Origin of the sequence: Dyadobacter sp. CECT 9275 (genome assembly GCF_907164905.1) — a bacterium.
In the GTDB taxonomy this organism is placed as follows: domain Bacteria; phylum Bacteroidota; class Bacteroidia; order Cytophagales; family Spirosomataceae; genus Dyadobacter; species Dyadobacter helix.
On the sequence record NZ_CAJRAF010000001.1, the window covers coordinates 744594 to 762941 of the forward strand.

An 18348-nucleotide genomic window follows, 5' to 3' on the forward strand; every position below is an offset into this window, starting at 1 on the left:
GATGTTTCGTCAGACAGGGTATATCTGTCGGCTTTTTTGATTAAACTTGAAATAAAATATATATACGTTAACACCAATCGAAAATGCGTTTAGAAAATAAAGTAGCCCTGATCACGGGTGGTAGTGGCGGAATAGGCCGGGAAACTGCTCTTTTGTTTGCGAAAGAAGGAGCCAAAATAGTTGTCACGGATGTAAATGATACCGCTGGACAGGAAACAGCAGATCTTATTACTGCGGCAGGCGGTGAAGCTTTTTTTGTTCATGCCGATGTTTCCAAAGCCGCTGACTGTGAGGCAATGGTTGTTTTTACAGAGGAGAAATTCGGTAAGCTGAACATCGTTTTCAACAATGCAGGTATCATGCACAGTGATGACGACAACGCCGTAACTACTGAGGAGGCCATCTGGGACCTTACCATGAATATCAACGCCAAAGGTGTTTTCCTCGGTTGTAAATACGCTATTCCGGCTTTGAAACGTGCAGGTGGCGGTTCTATCATCAATACGGCATCATTTGTTGCCATTCTGGGCGCGGCTACTCCGCAGGTGGCCTACACAGCCAGTAAGGGTGCTGTGCTGGCCTTGACGCGCGAGCTTGCCGTTATCCATGCACGTGAAGGCATACGGGTAAATGCCCTATGCCCTGGCCCGCTGCGTACCGAATTGCTTATGAAATTTTTAAATACAGAAGAAAAGAAACAGCGGCGTTTGGTACACATTCCTATGGGACGTTTTGGTGAGGCTAAGGAAATGGCCTATGCCGCGTTGTTCCTGGCATCGGACGAGTCGTCCTATGTTACCGGTACCGATTTCCTTGTGGATGGAGGTATTACATCCGCTTATGTTACACCACTTTAATTAACGGAGGAAAGGGAAGAGAAAGGTACCTTTCAGGCCTTCCTCTTCCCCCTCATTTTTCAAGATGTCTATACAAAAAACAATAAGCCCTATTGACGGCTCTGTGTATGTCGAAAGGGAACTTGCAAGTGATGCGGCTGTGGAAACGGCACTCGCAAAAGCGGTTGCGGCACAAAAGGAATGGAAGCAAACCAGTCTGGCAGAAAGAGAACGTTTTTGCAGGAAGGCTGTGGAGTACTTTCTCAACAACGCTGACGAAATAGGCCTGGAACTTACCTGGCAGATGGGACGCCCGATCAGATATACTGCCAATGAAATCCGGAAAGGCTTTAAAGACAGGGCCAACTACATGATTTCCATTGCCGGAACAGCCCTTGCAGATGTGCAGGTAGCGGAAATGCCAGGTTTTAAACGTTTCATTCGACGTGATCCGCTAGGAGTTGTTTTTGTGGTAGCCCCCTGGAATTATCCCTACCTCACCTCGGTGAATTCTGTTATCCCATCCATCATGGCAGGAAACACGGTGATACTCAAGCATGCACAACAGACGCCGTTATGCGCAGAACGTTATGCCGCTGCTTTTGAATATGCAGGCTTGCCCGAAGGTGTTTTTCAATACCTCCACCTGAGCCATGGACAAGTAGCCAACGTGATCGGTGATGCACGGGTGGACTATGTAGCCTTCACGGGTTCGGTGGAAGGAGGGCATGCAGTACAGAAAGCGATTAATGAGAGGTTTATTGTCGGAGGTCTGGAGCTGGGAGGTAAGGATCCTGCGTATGTACGTCCCGATGCCAACCTTTCAGACGCCATCGAAAATCTGGTAGACGGTTCTTTTTTTAATTCGGGACAATCATGCTGCGGTATAGAGCGTATTTATGTCCACCAGGATGTGTATGATAAATTTGTTGCCGGATTTGTAGAACTCACCAAAACCTACACGCTGGGTGATCCTTTGAAAGAAGATACTACCTTAGGGCCGATGGTAAGGACAGCCGCTGCTACCTTTGCACAAAAACAGATAGATGAGGCAGTGAATAGCGGAGCCAAAGCCCTGATAGACCCGGATCTTTTTCCGGCCAATCAGCCAGGCACGCCGTATCTGGCACCACAGGTTTTGGTAGGTGTGGATCATTCCATGGATATCATGACGGAGGAAACATTTGCCCCCGTTGTAGGTATTATGCCTGTGAAGGATGACCAGGAGGCTGTTCGGCTGATGAACGACAGCCAGTATGGCCTTACGGCTTCGATATGGACCAGCGACGTGGATGCTGCACTGGCAATTGGAGAACAGGTGGAAACCGGTACCTGGTTTATGAACCGCTGTGACTACCTGGATCCCGAGCTTGCCTGGACGGGCGTGAAAAATTCAGGCCGGGGTTGTACGCTTTCCAAAGTGGGATACGAAGCCCTGACCCGGCCCAAATCCTACCACTTGAAAATAAACAGCTAGTATTCGTTGACAGGGTAGAAGTTCAAAGTAGGCAGAGGATTTTCTCCGACTTTCATAAAATGAAATACAAGTCAAGGTACCCAATTAGATTTAACTTAACACTGGCTGCGTATGAAAATCGGGCTTTTGGAGTGTGACCATGTCAGGGAAGAATTCCTGGACATTGCCGGAGACTATCGCCAGATGTTTCCGGCTTTGTTTCTGCAGGTTGCTCCGCACTGGCAATTCAGATTTTACGATGTCTGCAATGGAGATTTTCCGGCATCGGTGAACGACTGTGATGTGTATATCTGCACAGGTTCGCGTTTTTCGGTTTACGACGACGAACCGTGGATACAAGAACTGAAACAGCTGGTGAGGCAAATTTCCCTGGCCGGTAAGATTTACATCGGTATTTGTTTTGGTCATCAGATGCTTGGCGAGGCACTGGGCGGGAAAGTGAACAAGTCAGAAAAAGGTTGGTGCGTTGGCGTTCATACTTTTGAAGTACTTAAAATGGAAAGCTGGATGTTACCGTTCCGGAATTCGTTTAATTTGCTGATGATGTGCCAGGATCAGGTGCTCACCTTACCCGAAAACAGCCAGCTTCTGGCACAAAGCCAGGACTGCCCCCATGCTATGTTCCGGGTGGGCGAACGAATGCTGGGAATACAGGCACATCCTGAATTTCCCAAAGATTACGACAAAGCATTGATGGAATTACGGGTGGAGCGGATAGGTCAGACAAAGGTAAATTTGGGAGTAGCGAGCCTCGAACTCCCTACCCATGAACTGACCTTTGCTAACTGGATTAAGAATTTTGTTGCGTCCCTGTCCTGAAATAAATCATACACTCATCTTTAACAATTTGTAAATCATTACCGGAAATGGGCGGGATTGCTTAATTTCGATTTGAGATTAACACAGATTAACATTTATGAGTACAAACGGAAATATATCCGGACGCCAGATACTTACCTCCATTCAGACAGGACAAAAAATTCGGCGTATCGCGTTTGAAATATACGAGCAGAATTTCCAGGAGGAGGGGGTTATCCTGGCGGGCATTGCGGGAGAAGGGTATACCTTTGCCCGGAGGCTGGCCACAGAGCTAGCTGATATATCCCCATTGAAAGTCAAGCTGATAGAGCTAAAATTTGATAAAAATATTCACTTTCAAAGTCCCATACTATTTGATAACGATGGTATTGATGTTGAAAATCAGGTAGTGGTGGTGACGGATGATGTACTGAATACCGGACGTACGCTGGCATTTGCATTGGAACCTTTTCTGAAGGTAAGGATGAAAAAGGTACAGGTTGCAGTGATTGTAGACCGAAGCCATCATCTCTTTCCTGTGCATGCAGATTATGTGGGGTACTCTTTGAGCACGACTATCAGTGAGCACGTGGAGGTGGTATTAAGCAATCCGGCCACGGAAGGGGTTTATCTTACCTAGCGAAAGGCAATTCTGAGGCTAACAAAAAAACTCCGGGATGGATCGCTCCGGAGTTTTTTTGTTAGCCTTTTCAGGGCAGGATTAATTACTGTAAACCCTTTTCAGTTTTATATTTTCCACCGGACGGATGATCAGCGGTACTTTCTCAATTTTTACGGAGCTGCTGTCGAGGCCAAACCATTTGTCTTCCGGTGTGGTGAAATCCTTTACAAAGAAGTATGTTTTCATTACGAGCTGCTCCACCAGCGGCAGATCGTTTTCAAATGACAGAAAGCGTTCGAGTACCACAAAACGGAAATCACCCGTGATATTCTGACGGTTCAGCGATTCATACCGGCTGGTGATATCAACTTCTTTATTCATCACCATATCTTCAACCACTTTTCTGAAAAACAAATTGATGCGCTGCTCAATACGGAATCCCAGCCGGAAATTGATCTTGATCACGTTGTCGTTATTATCTTCATCGGAAAGTACCTTGTACTCCATGGTATAAGGATCGTCCGTCGTATCCACGTGGATAAACCAGTACACATCAGCCCGTTTGGGCCTTTTCTGAAAAATAGAATAAATCACTTTGGTTTCTATTTCAGACGGCCTGGACGCGTTGGTCATAAAAACAAGGTGAGTGGAATACTTCGGGATGCTAATATCCCGGCTCAGTTCATGCAGGGCGGGCAGGTATTTTTCCAGCTTGGTGTACTCCGTCAGTCGGAGCTTGATATAAAATGCTCTTAGCCAGATACTCATAAGGCCTGCAACCAAGGCCCCTACCAAAATGGTAAACCAGCCCCCATGCGTGAATTTGAGCAGGTTCGCTCCCAAGAACATCCCCTCTATAAACAGATACAACAGCATGAAACCGATCACGATCCATAGATTGACCCTTTTCATATAGAGATAATAAGAAAAGAGTATCGTGGTCATGATCATTGTGAGGGTGATGGCAAGACCATATGCAGCCTCCATATTGGACGACTGTCCGAAATATAACACTACGCCAGAACAACCTAACCATAATAACCAGTTGATACTGGGTACATAAAGCTGGCCCTTCTGGTCGCTCGGATAAACAAGCCTGACTTTGGGCCAGAAGTTGAGGCGGATGGCCTCGGATATCAGCGTAAATGAGCCGGTGATAACGGCCTGGCTTGCGATGATAGCAGCCAGAGTGGCTATCACAACACCTGGTAGAAGCCACCATTCGGGCATTATTTCATAAAACGGTTTGCGGGAGTCGAGCACATTGCCCATTTCTGAAAGAAGCCAGGCTCCCTGTCCGAAATAATTCAATAAGAGACATATCTTGACAAAAATCCAGCTGATCCGGATGTTCTCTCGTCCGCAGTGCCCCAGATCTGAATATAATGCCTCTGCTCCTGTTGTACAAAGAAATACGGCTCCCAGCATCCAGAAACCTTCTTTGTGCTTTGTCAGCAGATCAAAGCCATACTTTGGGTTAAAAGCCTTTAGGATTTCTGGATGCTCCACAATCTGAAAAAGCCCCAGAACCCCAAGCATGACGAACCAGGTAACCATAATAGGCCCAAAGGCACGGCCAACCACTTTTGTGCCAAAAGCCTGGATGATAAAAATCAGCGTCAATATCCCGATCACAATCGGGATCGTCTGGATATTGGGGTAAATGAGCTGTAACCCTTCCACTGCGGAGGAAACGGAAATGGGAGGGGTAATGATGCCGTCAGCCAGCAGGGTACTTCCCCCGATCACTGCCGGAACCGTAAGCCATTTGGCATGTTTCCGCACAAGCGCATAAAGTGCGAAAATCCCTCCTTCCCCGCGGTTATCGGCTCTGAGAATCAGGATTACGTATTTTATGGTAGTTTGTAAAGTGAGCGTCCAGAATATGCAGGAGATTGATCCGTAAATTATTTCTTCCGTAATTTTTTCACGCAGAATGATCGCCTGCATTACATAAAGGGGTGAAGTACCAATGTCCCCGTATATGATACCGAATGCAACTAGCACACCGGCTGCGGAAATCTTATCTAAATTATGCTTGGATTCCATCTACTTATTTTAGAAAAACGGCGAAAGTTAGGAAACCGTTAGCAAAGTAAGTAGTTGAAACCGTAAAATTTAATTTGTTAATCCTGAGGACTTATCTGAACAAGGTATTAAATAACAGGTAGCCGTTCAGGCCAATGATGATCAGAGAAACCAGCCAGCTAAAAAAAGTGATGGCCCGGGAGTTTGCAAAGCTACCCATCAATGACCTCTTGGAAGTAAAAAATACCAAGGGTACAACAGCAAAACTCAGCTGAAGAGAAAGGACCACCTGGCTTAGTACCAGCAGGTCGGCCGTGCCCTTTTCACCGAACAGGTAGGAAACAATCAACGCCGGTAAAATGGCAATACCCCGGGTAATGAGCCTGCGAAGCCAAGGCTTAAGCCGGATATTCAGAAAACCTTCCATCACAATCTGTCCGGCCAGCGTACCGGTCAGGGTGGAGCTTTGGCCCGAGGCAAGTAGTGCCAGAGCGAAAAAAATGCTGGCCAGGCTTACCCCAAGCACCGGATCAAGCAGGTGATACGCGTCCGTGATGTCAGCAATTTCGAAATGCCCATTCTTATGAAAAGCGGTAGCTGCCAGTACCAGTATGGATCCGTTTATAAAAAAAGCAATGGCAAGTGAAACGGTGGAGTCGATGGTCGCAAATTTAATGGCGCTTCTTTTTCCTGTTTCATCCCGTTTGAAAGCCCTGGTTTGTACGATACTGGAATGCAGGTACAGGTTATGAGGCATCACCGTTGCCCCCAGGATACCGATTGCTATATACAACATGCCCGGATTGGAAACAATTTCCTTCCGGGGCAGAAGCCCGCTGGCCATTGCGGCTATGGAAGGCTGGGCCACGATCATTTCGTACAGAAAGCACAAGAGGATTGTTCCCATAAGGCCCGCTACAATACTTTCGATGATCCGGAAACCTTTCTGCTGAAAATAAAGGACAATGAGCACATCAAACGCTGTAAATACCACGCCGGCCGGTAATGGCAAGCCAAACAGCAGGTTGAGGGCAATGGCCGAGCCGATCACTTCCGCTAGGTCCGTAGCGGCTATTGCAATTTCTGACAATACCCATAATACCAGAGATACCGGTCGCGAGTAATAATCGCGGCAGGCTTGTGCAAGGTCCCGGCCGGTAGCAATTCCCAGCTTCAGGGCCAGATGCTGCAGCAGCATGGCAAAAAGGTTGGAGATAAGGATGACCGACAGCAGGGTATAGCCAAAACGTGAACCGCCTTCTATATCGGTAGCCCAGTTCCCGGGGTCAATGTAACCAACAGCCACCATTAAGCCAGGGCCGGTGAAAGCCATCATTTTTTTCCAGAAACCGGCACCCTCAGGTACCTCAATCGTAGAGTGAACCTCCGGAAGAGACAATAACTGTGTGGGCCTGTCTTTTGTATTAATGGGCAATGATTTATTGATTACTGGCTTGTCCAACATTTCAGAAATGTCTTTAAGAAAACAATTCGGTTTATTGAAAACAAAGATATATAAATGTTTAAATATATTTTTAGGTTTGTCTAAATTTTTTTAATTCCAAATAGTAAATTGTATTTTTGCCATTTAATACAGAATGCCTGGATATTAGGAGATCATGCAAAACTCTTTCACAGAAGAAAACTATCTGAAAATCATACATGCTCTTTCGGGCCGGGAGGGACTGGAGGTAAGTACCAACGCTCTGGCGGAAAGTACTGCAACCAGAGCTGCTTCTGTTACAGATATGTTACGTAAACTAGCCGAAAAAGGATTAATCAATTATAAAAAATATCAGGGTGTAACGTTAACGGAGACGGGTGAAAGGGTGGCGATCAGCGTCATTCGCAAGCACAGGCTATGGGAGGTGTTCCTGGTAGAGAAGCTGGGCTTTGGCTGGGATGAAGTGCACGACATAGCCGAAGAACTGGAACACATCCCGTCGGATATCCTGGTAGAAAAGCTCGATGCGTTCCTGGGACACCCCCGTTTTGACCCCCACGGTGACCCGATTCCTGATGCAAAGGGCAACCTGCTTGAGCCAGACTACCGGGTACTTACCGATGTACAGGTGGGAGAAAAAGTACTGATGATGGGGGTTCTGGATCACGCGCCATCATTTCTTCAGCATCTGGACCGATCCGGGATAACACTGGGCTGTGTGCTGGAGGTAAGAGAAATAAATGAATATGATAAGTCGGCTGCCGTACAGATTAATGGTGAACAAACGTTGTTTATAAGTCTCGAGGTTTCAAAAAATTTGCTCGTCCAACGCCGCTGAGACGCACCCTGACATGAAAATACTGGATCGTTACCTGATCAAAAACTTCCTGATCACTTACTTTTTTGTTGCGTTTGTCATTGTACTCATCATTTGTATGATCGACTACACTGAAAAAGTGGACGATTTTCTAGGAAAAAAGGCGCCTATCAATGCCATTCTTTTTGACTATTACCTTAACCTCATACCTTACTGGATCAATTATATCAGTCCTCTAATGGTATTTATTGCTACGGTTTTTTTTACATCAAGAATTGCAGCCCGTACCGAAATTATTGCCATTCTGAGCAGCGGTATCAGTTTTGGACGCCTGCTGGTACCCTATATGCTAGGGGCCTCGGTACTAGGGATTGTCACGTTTGTGCAGGTAGGGTGGGTTCTTCCAATTGCCAATAAAGTCAGGAATGACTTTGAAAAGAAATATGTAAAGCAGGAGTTTTATTTCAGCGGCAGAAATGTACACATTACCATCGCGCCTGATGTATACGCCTATCTGGAAAGTTATAACAACACTTCCATGACGGGGAATAAATTTACGATGGAGACCATCAAAAGTAACAAGCTGATTCAGAAGGTATCGGCGGATAGAATTGTATGGCAGCCCAAAAGTAAAAAATGGAACATGCAGAATATCCAGGTGCGGACACTGGACAGTTTACGGGAGACGGTCACCTATCCCAAAGACCACGATACCACCATCAATCTGTCGCCCAAGGATTTTGAAAGTGATTACAATCTGTTTGAAACATTTACTCTTCCCGAGCTGAACAGCTATATCGAATTGTTGCAAAGCCGTGGAGCCGACGGGTTAGAAGTATATCTGATAGAAAAATATACCCGTTTTACTCAGCCGTTTGCTATTCTGATCCTGACAGCCATTGGAGTGATTGTTTCAGCCCGAAAAAGCAGAAGGGGCGTTGGCTGGCAGATTGCGCTTGGATTCATGCTGGCGTTTATATATATCCTTTTCTTCCTGTTGTCAAAAGGAGTGGCGGAAGCTGGTAATATCAACACGCTTTTCGCTGTTTGGCTTCCGAACATTGTTTTTGCAGGTATAGGAATCATACTTTACAAAACCCTGCCCCGATAGTTTATGGTTACTTCTGCCACGCTTCGTTCTTACTTGCATCTGCATTTTCTGGTATTGATCTGGGGTTTCACGGCTGTTGTCGGGCTGATGGTATCCGTCTCACCCATCGTGCTGGTATTCTACCGTACGTTCATCGCCGTTGCGGGGCTGGCCATTGTGATTTGGGTCAAAAGGAAATCTTTCAGCGTTTTCAACAATGCGGATCTTGGGAAAATGCTGTTGACAGGAATCATACTGGCGTCTCATTGGATCTTATTTTTTGCTTCCGCAAGGGTATCCACCGCCTCGGTATGCCTGGCCGGTATGGCTACTACTTCGTTGTGGACAAGCTTTATTGAGCCATTTGTAAATAAGAAGCCGGTAAAACCGCTGGAAGTTGCTTTGGGTATGATGGCTTTTGCCGGGTTATATGTGGTTTTTCGTTTTGAATTTAATCATGCTTTGGGGCTCGGTCTGGCATTGGCTTCTGCGTTGTTATGTGCCATTTTTACGGTTGTTAACAGCAGACTGGTGAAACGCTATGACGGTTTTGTGATTACTTTTTATGAAATGATAGGAGCAAGTATCTTCACGCTGGCCTTTGCTTTTGTGGCTCGGTGGCAGGCCTGGACGCCAGAGTCTCCCATTTGGCCAGCTGCTGCCGACTGGATCTGGATCTTGTTTCTGGCACTGGTTTGTACGGTTTATGCTGCTGCTATGTCGGTAGAGCTAATGAAGCAGTTTTCCGCATATCTCATTAACCTTACGATTAATCTGGAACCGGTTTATGGGATTGCCCTCGCCTTTTTCTTTTTTGGCGAAAAGGAACGCATGACCAGCGGATTTTACTTAGGTACCCTGTTAATTCTGATGGCGGTTTTGCTTTATCCGGTACTGAGCCGCTGGCAGCCATCTGAAAAGAGCGTCAGCGGTTCATGAGTTTTCTTTTATGAAGGGCAGGAAATACCCATTCTCTGGTTACTATGTCCCGTTAACTAAATATAAAGTACAATTCATTACATCTTAATTCCCGATCAATTAGCGATATCTGCTATTTTTGTCCGCTGAACCAACTATATTCTAATGAATTCTCCGCGCCTACTATTGGTGATTCCGTGTTACAATGAGCAAGAAATTTTGCATTTGACTTATGCAGAGTTGTGCAGATATTATGCGGAAATAAAGGACAGAGGGCTTGTGGCACAGGATAGTAAGCTTTGTCTGGTGAATGACGGAAGCAGAGACAAAACCTGGGAAATTATAGAAGAATTGTGTGCAAAAGATGAAAATGTGATCGGGGTGAAGTTGTCCAGAAATTTCGGGCACCAGAGTGCTATCATGGCCGGGCTAGAGAAAAATATGGATGATTTTGATTGCTTCATCACCATTGATGCAGATCTTCAGGACGATATTAACGCCATTACCGGTATGATTGAAAAATACAGGGAAGGCGCTCGGATCGTATACGGAGTGCGGTCCGACAGGCGTTCGGACAGCTGGTTCAAGCGGTTTACTGCCGAAGGCTTTTACACCATTATGCAAAAAATGGGCGTGCCCGTGGTTTTTAACCATGCAGATTTTAGGCTGATGGATAAACGCGTGCTGCAGGAACTGGGTAATTTCAGGGAGATCAATTTATTCCTTCGGGGGGTCGTACCTCTGATAGGATTTAAAAACGAAAAGGTATTTTACAGCAGGCTGGAAAGGCAGGCTGGCGAATCCAAATACCCACTGAGTAAAATGCTGCTTTTTGCATGGAACGGCATCACGTCGTTTTCTACCTTTCCCATGCGGCTTGTATTGTATTTTGGTTTTTTTAATTTTTTTGTGGCCATGTTGATCGTGGGCTACATTCTCTTTTCTTACCTTGTGGGTTACACCGTCCCCGGCTGGACTTCCACCATGTTGCCGATCACCTTTTTCAGCGGTTCCAATATGATGGCACTAGGGCTGATAGGGGAATATATTGGTAAAATATACGAGGAGGTGAAAGGTCGCCCCCGCTACATTATTGAAAAAGTAGTAAATGAATAAGCTCTATAAAAAATACAGAATTTTCGGTAACTGGCTTAATATCATGTTTATGGTGAGTGTGCTCGCTCCTTTGCTGGTACTGGCCGTGTACAATCATCCGTCCATCGCAGACGATTACTGTTACATTGATACTGTTTTCAAGTACAGCTGGTTTGAAGCGATGAATTTTTACTATTCGGGCTGGACGGGACGGTATTTCGGTATTTTTCTGAATCACTCCAATCCGCTTCTTTTTCATTCCGTCATCGGTTTCAAAGTACTGCCGTTTATCCTGATCCTGGGATTGATCTTTTCACTTTACAGCCTTTTCAGGCACCTGACGCCCACTTTGTCGCGGCTGGCGCATCTGGGTTTTGCGGGCGTGGTGTTTTTTCTCTATCTGATCAAAATGGCCAGTATAGTAGAAGCTTTTTACTGGATGGCTGCTTTTGTAACTTACACGGTACCTAATACTTTCACCCTTTTCTGGATTGTACTGGTACTTCGCTGGTACAGGCAGGATACGCAGCCTGCGAAAACGCTAGTCGGCGTACTGGCTGGGTTTCTGATATTCGCTATTATCGGAAGTTCGGAAACCAATTTACTGGTCATTATGCTCCTTATTGCCGCTTGGTGGTTTTACAGGCTGGTATTTCAGCGCAAAGTGGATGGTTTTATGATTGCCATGATGGCCACGGCACTCATTTCCTGCTATTTGTATTTCAGTTCGCCCGGTAACCAGGCACGCTTGGGGGGAAATCCGTTGGGAGGGAATGTGATGTTTTCATTGATTTCTTCATTTAAGAAATTCGGAGAGCTTGCCTACGACTGGGTACTGAAGAGCCCTTTGCTTTTCTTTACCATTTTGTGGCTTGTTATACTTTCCCGGTTGTCAAAAGGTGCCAGGACCTACTTTTCCATTCCGGCTTGGTTTGCATTTCTGCTTTTCGTCGGGGTGGTAACCGCGCAGTTGTTTCCTTCGTATTATGGCGTAGGCATCGAGCCCACGCCACGGGTTGTGAACTGTGTTTACTTTTTCTTTCTAATCGGCTGGTTTTATGTGGCAGGGGTAATCTTCCATAATTTTAACCTGAGCGAAACCGGGATTTTTGACATCTCCAAGACCCGCTACGCGGTCATTTATTTTATTACGATATTATCAGTGATCCTATCGTTTTACAGAAGTAATAACGTACGGATCATGTATACGGATATTCTTACCGGCAGGGCTGCCGCGTTTGATAAGGAGAATTACGAGCGTTACGCCCTCCTTAAAAATTCAAAAGAGAAAGTGGTTTATTTGCCAGCTCTTAAAATTCGTCCATCCTCCCTTTTTGTGGATGATATTACCCCGGACAACAAGCATTGGTGGAATAAATGCCTGGCCGGGTATTATGGCAAAGAGGCAGTATACTTAGCTGAATAACAAAGTGGCATATAATAAGAAACAAATTGTAGGGTACCTGTCCGGGCTGCCGGTAATTCTATGGATCATTGTAATCCTGGCTTATTCAGTTAACGTACCATGGTATGATGATTTCGATCCATTCCCTGACTTTCTTCGTCAATGGATAAGTAGTGCTACGCTTACTGATAAGATTCTGCTTTTAATACGGCCTAATAATGAACATCGGATGGTGATTGGTAAACTTGTCACACTGATTTACTTCTGGCTGACAGGGAAACTCAATTTCACTTTTCTCCATATTGCCGGAGCTTGCTTTACAATGGGCACCCTTTATCTTTTCTGGTTATCTTTTAAAGAAAGTAAGATCAACTGGTGGTACTTTTTGCCAATCGTATTCCTGTTTTTTCAATTGCAGTATTATCTGGTATATCTCTGGGCAATTTGTAGTCTTCAGCATCAGCCAGTGGTTTTTTTTCTTTGTTTGTCCATGTTTTTTTTATCCAGAGGGCGTTTTGGCTGGGCGGTTGTGGCAGCTTTTCTTGCCAACTATTCCATGAGCAACGGAATCTTTGTATGGGCAGCGGGCGGGGCGGTTTTATTTCTGCGGTCGGATTATAAAAAACTTCTGATTTGGTGCATTGTAGGAGCGGTTGCTATCGGGTTATATTTTTACGGACTAACCACCATGGGAAATGAGGAGAGTATTGAATATCTCAAAAAATACCCTGAATTATCCGTATTGGGTTTTTTTGCTTTTTTAGGAGGCTTGTTTGATTTAGTACCGGAAAGAAAGATAGAGATTCGCACCGCCCTGCCTATCGTGATGGGTTTGCTGCTAATGATTTGGGTTGTGAAGTGGCTATGGTTCTTTATGAAGGATTGGGTGGATCATAATTTAAAAATGAAATTACATGTTGCGAAAATTTATGATCGGGATCCTGGAAATAAGGTATCTCGATTAAGCTGGTTTTTGCTGGGAGTAATGATTTTCCTACTAATCAATGCGCTTATCATTGGTCTGCTGAGGCCAAGATTTGGTTTTTTTGTGATGGTGGTAAGTAACTATAAATTATATCCCGCCTTATTTCTGATTGTTACTTACCTTGCTTATATTTCTTATCAGCCTGACCAGCACAAGCGGCAAATCATGTTGTTGATGGCAACGGCATTAAGTATTTTTATTTGGGCTATTTCACTGTACAGTTATCTACCAATTATCTCAGAAAGAAGCAAATATCTTAAAGTGAACGGATGGAACCAGGCACACCATGCATTTGGACTCGGGCATGTTCCATTTTCGGCAGGTGCTAAATATGTAGATACCGTAATGCAGGAAATGGTTAACAACGGAATTTATGAATATCCCGAAGAGATAAACTATATACCCAGGATCATTGAAAAACTTCAAGAGCCTGTTCGTTCAGATATACGGGCAAGTGTAATGATGAATCCGGATAACGTCTCAATCACAGAACCGCTGTCGCATTTGTCACTTGGAAGGTGGGATGGTACTTACGCGTTTCTTAGAAGTGAGAAGAAACTTTATTTATACAAAATGGCCCAACAAAAATACAACGGGCGAAATCTGTTAAAATCATACGACAAAGGTACTTATGTCCAAATTCCTCTTTCCTCGGTTGAGCCAGGAAATTATGAGGCCGGGATTTTAAAGATTGGCGGGGATGATTTTGACGGTGGGATTATTAAAAACATTACAATCCATTAAATAAAATCATTTTTAGATAGTTGGCCGAAAGGCGTATTTTTACCGCAACTGTCTGATATTAAAAATACAAAGCATTGGAAATTCCTCAAATATCAATAGTTGCACCATTATACAACGAGTCTGAATCGTTCACTCATCTTGTGCAGCGTCTTAATGCTCTGATGGATTCCATTTCACTGTTTGTTGAAGTCGTGTTGATCGATGATGGAAGCAGGGACGATACCGCACTGCGGATCCGCCAGCTGGCACTCACGGATAACAGGTATCATGGCGTTTTCCTTTCCCGCAATCATGGGCATCAGCTTGCATTAACGGCGGGTATAGCCGCCGCACGGGGAAGTGAGGCATTGTTTATCATTGACGGTGACTTGCAGGACCCGCCCGAACTGCTCCCCGAGTTCTACAAATTATACAAGGAAGGCAACGATGTGGTATATGCTGTCAGAAGAAAACGGAAGGAAGGATTTATCAAGCGGATGGGCTATCATCTTTTCTATCGTTTACTGAGCGTTATTTCTTATGTTGATATCCCGCTCGACAGCGGGGATTTTGCCCTCATCAGCCGCAGAGTGGCGGATGTAATGAATAAAATGCCGGAGGAAAGCAGGTACCTCAGGGGAATGCGTTCCTGGATCGGCTTCAGGCAGATAGGCTTTGAATACGAAAGAAGTTCCAGGGTGGCAGGGGAGTCTAAGTACAGTTTTAAGCAACTTTTCAGACTGGCTTATAACGGCATCTTCAACTTTAGTGAGTTTCCAATCAAATTTATGAGCAGGACAGGAGTAGCCGCAATCCTTATCTCTCTGGTCTATTTCGTCATAGTGGTGGTAAAAAAACTATTCTTTGCACATGTCATCGAAGGGTTTACTTCATTGCTCTTTGTGATCATACTCTTCAGTGGCGTACAGCTTCTGGCGCTGGGGATCATCGGAGAATATGTTTTAAGGATCTTTTTTCAGTCTAAGAACCGGCCTCTTTATATTATTAAGGAGGAAATAGTAAATCGAGAGTATATTTGATCCGATGCATTTTCATTCCATACAGTTTATAATTTTTTTCATTGTAGTTACGCTGGCTTATTTCAGCCTGTCGTGGCGTGGCCGCTGGATGCTGCTTCTGGCAACCAGCTGTTATTTTTATATGGTATTCAAGCCGGTATTTATTCTGATACTGTTTGGTACCATCATTATTGACTATTACGCCGGAATCTGGATTGCGAAAACACAGGATCAAAAGCGAAAAAAACTTTTATTGATTGTCAGCCTCATCTCCAATATAGGTATTCTGGCCTTCTTCAAATATTACGATTTCCTGGGAGACTCCGTTAACGGTTTGTTAAACTCTGCGGGCATTCGATCCGTCGTTCCGCCACTAGCGGGGCTCATTCCGCACCAGATAGCCGACTGGATGGTTAATGGTGCGGGTAAAGTTATTCTTCCCATCGGGTTGTCATTCCATACCTTTCAGGCCATGAGTTATACCATTGAGGTATATCGGGGTAACCAGCAGCCCGAAAGGCATTTTGGTATTTACGCACTCTATGTGATGTTTTACCCGCAGCTCGTGGCCGGGCCGATTGAGCGCCCGCAGAACATGTTGTTTCAGTACCACAGTTTTTTTCACTATGATTTTGAAAATGTAAAGGCGGGATTGATACAAATGGCTTTCGGGCTTTTTAAGAAAGTGGTCATAGCTGACCGGCTCGCCGAAGTGGTCAATTATGCTTACAACGATCCATCCCATCAGAATGGAATTACCCTGCTGGTGGCCACAGTTTTTTTTGCATTTCAGATCTACTGCGATTTTTCAGGCTACTCGGATATCGCCATTGGCGCGGCGCGTGTGATGGGTTTTACACTGATGGACAATTTCCGGACACCCTACGGATCTAAATCAGTATCTGAATTCTGGGGACGCTGGCATATCTCCCTGTCCTCCTGGTTTAGGGATTACCTCTATATTCCCCTTGGAGGAAACCGAAAGGGGGAGTATAGGAAGTATATGAACCAGTTTATCGTTTTTCTGGTCAGCGGATTGTGGCATGGGGCAAGCTGGAATTATGTGATCTGGGGAGGCCTTCATGGCACTTACCAGGTAACGGCCTCATTACGTGATAAATGGTTAAAAAAGGCAGGGATAGAAATACCTCAAAACGCTTTTATCAGGTATTTCAATATGGTTGTAACCTTTATACTGGTGACCATTGCCTGGGTTTTTTTCAGAAACGACCAGGCACCTGTTCATCGTTCTTTTTCTATTTTACATAAAATTGCGACTTTGTCCTGGAGAGAGCCGCTTTATTCTCCCTACAATGCGGTAGAAATGTGGTTTTGTGTTTTCCTGATCTTCTTTCTCCTCGTCAAGGAAAAATATTATGAGAGGATACCCTCTGAGAACTCAAAATTGTTTTACATCCTCTTGCCCCTGATACTCTTTCTTACGTATTTTCTGGGGGTTGTTACTGAAAATCAATTCATCTATTTTCAGTTCTGAATTATGGCCTGAGGCCTTAAACATTTGTTCCTGATTTTTTGTTACTAAAAACACGAAAGCTGAATATCTTTCGGGTCGAATTAATTATCCTGAATTAAATATGTACGAAGTTACGTCTGACAACCGGTTAAGAAGTCTTATTGTTGTGGGTGACCGGGTGCTGATCCGCCCCAAAAGCCCCAATGACCGAACCCACAGTGGGTTATACCTGCCCCCTACGGTCACAGAAAAAGAGCAGGTACAAAGTGGCTATGTGATCAAAGTAGGGCCGGGTTTTCCCATTCCGTCCGCAGCGGAAGATGAGCCTTGGAAAGAATCGGAGGAAAAAATAAAATATATGCCCTTACAAGCCAAGGAGGGAGATCTGGCCATTTACATTCAAAGAAACGCCATTGATCTTGAATACGATCAGGTGAAATATGTGATTGTTCCGCAGAGTTCAATCCTGATGCTCGACAGATCAGAAGATCTATTCGAGTAATTACTCATTTCGTTAGAGGATCACTAACCAAAACTTTAAATATATGAAATACAAGTTTTTGGGTAACACAGGGGTTTTGGTATCGGAGCTGTGTTTGGGTACCATGACTTTCGGAGGAAACGGGTACTGGGAAGCCATTGGCAAATTACAACAGGAAGAAGGAACAACCCTTGTTAAAACCGCTCTGGATAAGGGCATCAACTTTTTTGATACCGCCAATGTGTATTCTTATGGCAAATCAGAAGAGATCCTGGGGCAGTCCTTTAAGGATCTCGGGATAAAACGCAGTGAAGTGGTGATTGCCACCAAAGCCAGGGGAAGAATGGCTCCGGGCGTAAACCAGATAGGGTTGTCCCGGCTCCACATCATGGATTCAGTGGAAGAAAGTCTGAAAAGGCTGGGGACCGATCACATCGATATTTTTTATATCCATGGGGTGGATGCTTACACGTCCCTGGAAGAAACGATGCGCGGGCTGGAAGATATTGTGCGGTCCGGAAAGGTAAGATACTTAGGTGTAAGTAATCTCGGCGCCTGGCAGATCATGAAGGCCAATGGGATTGCAGAGAAGAACGGCTGGACAAAATTTGTTGCCTGCCAGCATTATTATTCCATTGCCGGACGTGATATTGAACGTGAACTTGTTCCGATGATGGAAGATCAGCATCTGGCACTTATGCCCTGGAGCCCGCTGGCGGGTGGATTTCTTTCAGGAAAGTTTACCCGAAATAACGAGACTTCCGGTGATAACCGTCGTGATGTATTCGATTTTCCACCGGTTGACAAGGAAAAGGCCTATGATATCATTGAGGTGATTCAGCCGATTGCGGAGGCACATGGTGCGTCTGTCGCAAGAATAGCACTTGCGTGGGTATTACACCAAAAACCCGTGACGAGTTTAATAATCGGCGCTAAAAAGCCTGAACAGCTTGCAGATAATATTGCGGCCACAGAAGTGGTGCTAACAGCAGAGGAACTTGAAAAGCTGGATCAGATCAGTGCTTTGCAAGTGGAATATCCTTCCTGGATGTTTGCACGGCAGGGACGGGACAGAATACCGGAATGATATTTTTAGGAACAAAGGGGATATGGACTTTGGCTATATCCCCTTCGTA

At 45.0% G+C, this 18348-nt stretch carries 16 protein-coding genes; 14 read left to right on the forward strand and 2 right to left on the reverse strand.

Annotated elements, in window-relative coordinates; all coding sequences use genetic code 11:
* Positions 1 to 83: 83 nt before the first annotated feature.
* From KOE27_RS02950 to KOE27_RS02965, 4 genes are all read left to right on the forward strand, one after another.
* A complete protein-coding gene (locus KOE27_RS02950) occupies positions 84 to 857 on the forward strand; it encodes a glucose 1-dehydrogenase (protein ID WP_215237357.1) in 774 nt (257 codons plus the stop codon).
* Positions 858 to 921: 64 nt separating this feature from the next.
* Positions 922 to 2313 carry an aldehyde dehydrogenase family protein gene (locus tag KOE27_RS02955; RefSeq protein WP_215237358.1) on the forward strand — a complete coding sequence of 464 codons (1392 nt, stop codon included), beginning with the start codon at positions 922 to 924 and terminating at the stop codon, positions 2311 to 2313.
* A gap of 111 nt (positions 2314 to 2424) precedes the next feature.
* Positions 2425 to 3132, forward strand: coding sequence for a glutamine amidotransferase-related protein (locus tag KOE27_RS02960; protein ID WP_215237359.1), 708 nt, complete (start codon positions 2425 to 2427; stop codon positions 3130 to 3132).
* A gap of 97 nt (positions 3133 to 3229) precedes the next feature.
* Positions 3230 to 3751, forward strand: a complete 522-nt coding sequence (locus KOE27_RS02965; protein ID WP_215237360.1) for a phosphoribosyltransferase family protein — start codon at positions 3230 to 3232, stop codon at positions 3749 to 3751.
* A gap of 81 nt (positions 3752 to 3832) precedes the next feature.
* On the opposite strand, the gene KOE27_RS02970 is transcribed toward KOE27_RS02965, so the two are convergent.
* Both KOE27_RS02970 and KOE27_RS02975 read right to left on the reverse strand, forming a co-directional pair.
* Positions 3833 to 5782 carry a KUP/HAK/KT family potassium transporter gene (locus tag KOE27_RS02970; protein ID WP_215237361.1) on the reverse strand — a complete coding sequence of 650 codons (1950 nt, stop codon included), beginning with the start codon at positions 5780 to 5782 and terminating at the stop codon, positions 3833 to 3835.
* Positions 5783 to 5873: 91 nt separating this feature from the next.
* Positions 5874 to 7226, reverse strand: coding sequence for an Nramp family divalent metal transporter (locus KOE27_RS02975; RefSeq protein WP_215237362.1), 1353 nt, complete (start codon positions 7224 to 7226; stop codon positions 5874 to 5876).
* A 154-nt stretch (positions 7227 to 7380) separates the two neighbouring features.
* Here KOE27_RS02975 and KOE27_RS02980 point away from each other — a divergent pair, with 154 nt between their 5' ends.
* The 10 genes from KOE27_RS02980 (at position 7381) to KOE27_RS03025 (ending at position 18299) form a co-directional block, all read left to right on the forward strand.
* Positions 7381 to 8043 carry a metal-dependent transcriptional regulator gene (locus tag KOE27_RS02980; protein ID WP_215237363.1) on the forward strand — a complete coding sequence of 221 codons (663 nt, stop codon included), beginning with the start codon at positions 7381 to 7383 and terminating at the stop codon, positions 8041 to 8043.
* A gap of 13 nt (positions 8044 to 8056) precedes the next feature.
* On the forward strand, positions 8057 to 9133 hold the full coding sequence (locus KOE27_RS02985; protein WP_215237364.1) for an LptF/LptG family permease: 1077 nt from the start codon (positions 8057 to 8059) through the stop codon (positions 9131 to 9133).
* A gap of 3 nt (positions 9134 to 9136) precedes the next feature.
* Entirely contained in the window at positions 9137 to 10051 is a 915-nt protein-coding gene (locus KOE27_RS02990; protein WP_215237365.1) for a DMT family transporter, read from the forward strand.
* Between the two features lie 144 nt (positions 10052 to 10195).
* The gene (locus KOE27_RS02995; RefSeq protein ID WP_215237366.1) at positions 10196 to 11146 is read left to right on the forward strand and encodes a glycosyltransferase family 2 protein; all 951 of its coding nucleotides are present in this window, start codon (positions 10196 to 10198) and stop codon (positions 11144 to 11146) included.
* Positions 11139 to 12551 carry a DUF6056 family protein gene (locus KOE27_RS03000; protein ID WP_215237367.1) on the forward strand — a complete coding sequence of 471 codons (1413 nt, stop codon included), beginning with the start codon at positions 11139 to 11141 and terminating at the stop codon, positions 12549 to 12551. The genes KOE27_RS02995 and KOE27_RS03000 overlap by 8 nt, the downstream gene beginning before the upstream one ends.
* Positions 12552 to 12555: 4 nt before the next feature.
* Positions 12556 to 14259, forward strand: coding sequence for a hypothetical protein (locus KOE27_RS03005; protein ID WP_215237368.1), 1704 nt, complete (start codon positions 12556 to 12558; stop codon positions 14257 to 14259).
* A 74-nt stretch (positions 14260 to 14333) separates the two neighbouring features.
* The gene (locus tag KOE27_RS03010; protein ID WP_215237369.1) at positions 14334 to 15278 is read left to right on the forward strand and encodes a glycosyltransferase family 2 protein; all 945 of its coding nucleotides are present in this window, start codon (positions 14334 to 14336) and stop codon (positions 15276 to 15278) included.
* Positions 15279 to 15282: 4 nt separating this feature from the next.
* The gene (locus KOE27_RS03015; protein ID WP_215237370.1) at positions 15283 to 16752 is read left to right on the forward strand and encodes an MBOAT family O-acyltransferase; all 1470 of its coding nucleotides are present in this window, start codon (positions 15283 to 15285) and stop codon (positions 16750 to 16752) included.
* Between the two features lie 100 nt (positions 16753 to 16852).
* Positions 16853 to 17233 carry a co-chaperone GroES gene (locus KOE27_RS03020; RefSeq protein ID WP_215237371.1) on the forward strand — a complete coding sequence of 127 codons (381 nt, stop codon included), beginning with the start codon at positions 16853 to 16855 and terminating at the stop codon, positions 17231 to 17233.
* A 43-nt stretch (positions 17234 to 17276) separates the two neighbouring features.
* Entirely contained in the window at positions 17277 to 18299 is a 1023-nt protein-coding gene (locus KOE27_RS03025; RefSeq protein WP_215237372.1) for an aldo/keto reductase, read from the forward strand.
* Positions 18300 to 18348 lie beyond the last annotated feature (49 nt).

Bases quoted from the DNA above. Each gene is read 5' to 3' on its own strand.
- KOE27_RS02950 (WP_215237357.1), top strand. From the start codon at position 84: ATGCGTTTAGAAAATAAAGTAGCCCTGATCACGGGTGGTAGTGGCGGA.
- KOE27_RS02955 (WP_215237358.1), top strand. From the start codon at position 922: ATGTCTATACAAAAAACAATAAGCCCTATTGACGGCTCTGTGTATGTC.
- KOE27_RS02960 (WP_215237359.1), top strand. From the start codon at position 2,425: ATGAAAATCGGGCTTTTGGAGTGTGACCATGTCAGGGAAGAATTCCTG.
- KOE27_RS02965 (WP_215237360.1), top strand. From the start codon at position 3,230: ATGAGTACAAACGGAAATATATCCGGACGCCAGATACTTACCTCCATT.
- KOE27_RS02970 (WP_215237361.1), bottom strand. From the start codon at position 5,782: ATGGAATCCAAGCATAATTTAGATAAGATTTCCGCAGCCGGTGTGCTA.
- KOE27_RS02975 (WP_215237362.1), bottom strand. From the start codon at position 7,226: ATGTTGGACAAGCCAGTAATCAATAAATCATTGCCCATTAATACAAAA.
- KOE27_RS02980 (WP_215237363.1), top strand. From the start codon at position 7,381: ATGCAAAACTCTTTCACAGAAGAAAACTATCTGAAAATCATACATGCT.
- KOE27_RS02985 (WP_215237364.1), top strand. From the start codon at position 8,057: ATGAAAATACTGGATCGTTACCTGATCAAAAACTTCCTGATCACTTAC.
- KOE27_RS02990 (WP_215237365.1), top strand. From the start codon at position 9,137: ATGGTTACTTCTGCCACGCTTCGTTCTTACTTGCATCTGCATTTTCTG.
- KOE27_RS02995 (WP_215237366.1), top strand. From the start codon at position 10,196: ATGAATTCTCCGCGCCTACTATTGGTGATTCCGTGTTACAATGAGCAA.
- KOE27_RS03000 (WP_215237367.1), top strand. From the start codon at position 11,139: ATGAATAAGCTCTATAAAAAATACAGAATTTTCGGTAACTGGCTTAAT.
- KOE27_RS03015 (WP_215237370.1), top strand. From the start codon at position 15,283: ATGCATTTTCATTCCATACAGTTTATAATTTTTTTCATTGTAGTTACG.
- KOE27_RS03020 (WP_215237371.1), top strand. From the start codon at position 16,853: ATGTACGAAGTTACGTCTGACAACCGGTTAAGAAGTCTTATTGTTGTG.
- KOE27_RS03025 (WP_215237372.1), top strand. From the start codon at position 17,277: ATGAAATACAAGTTTTTGGGTAACACAGGGGTTTTGGTATCGGAGCTG.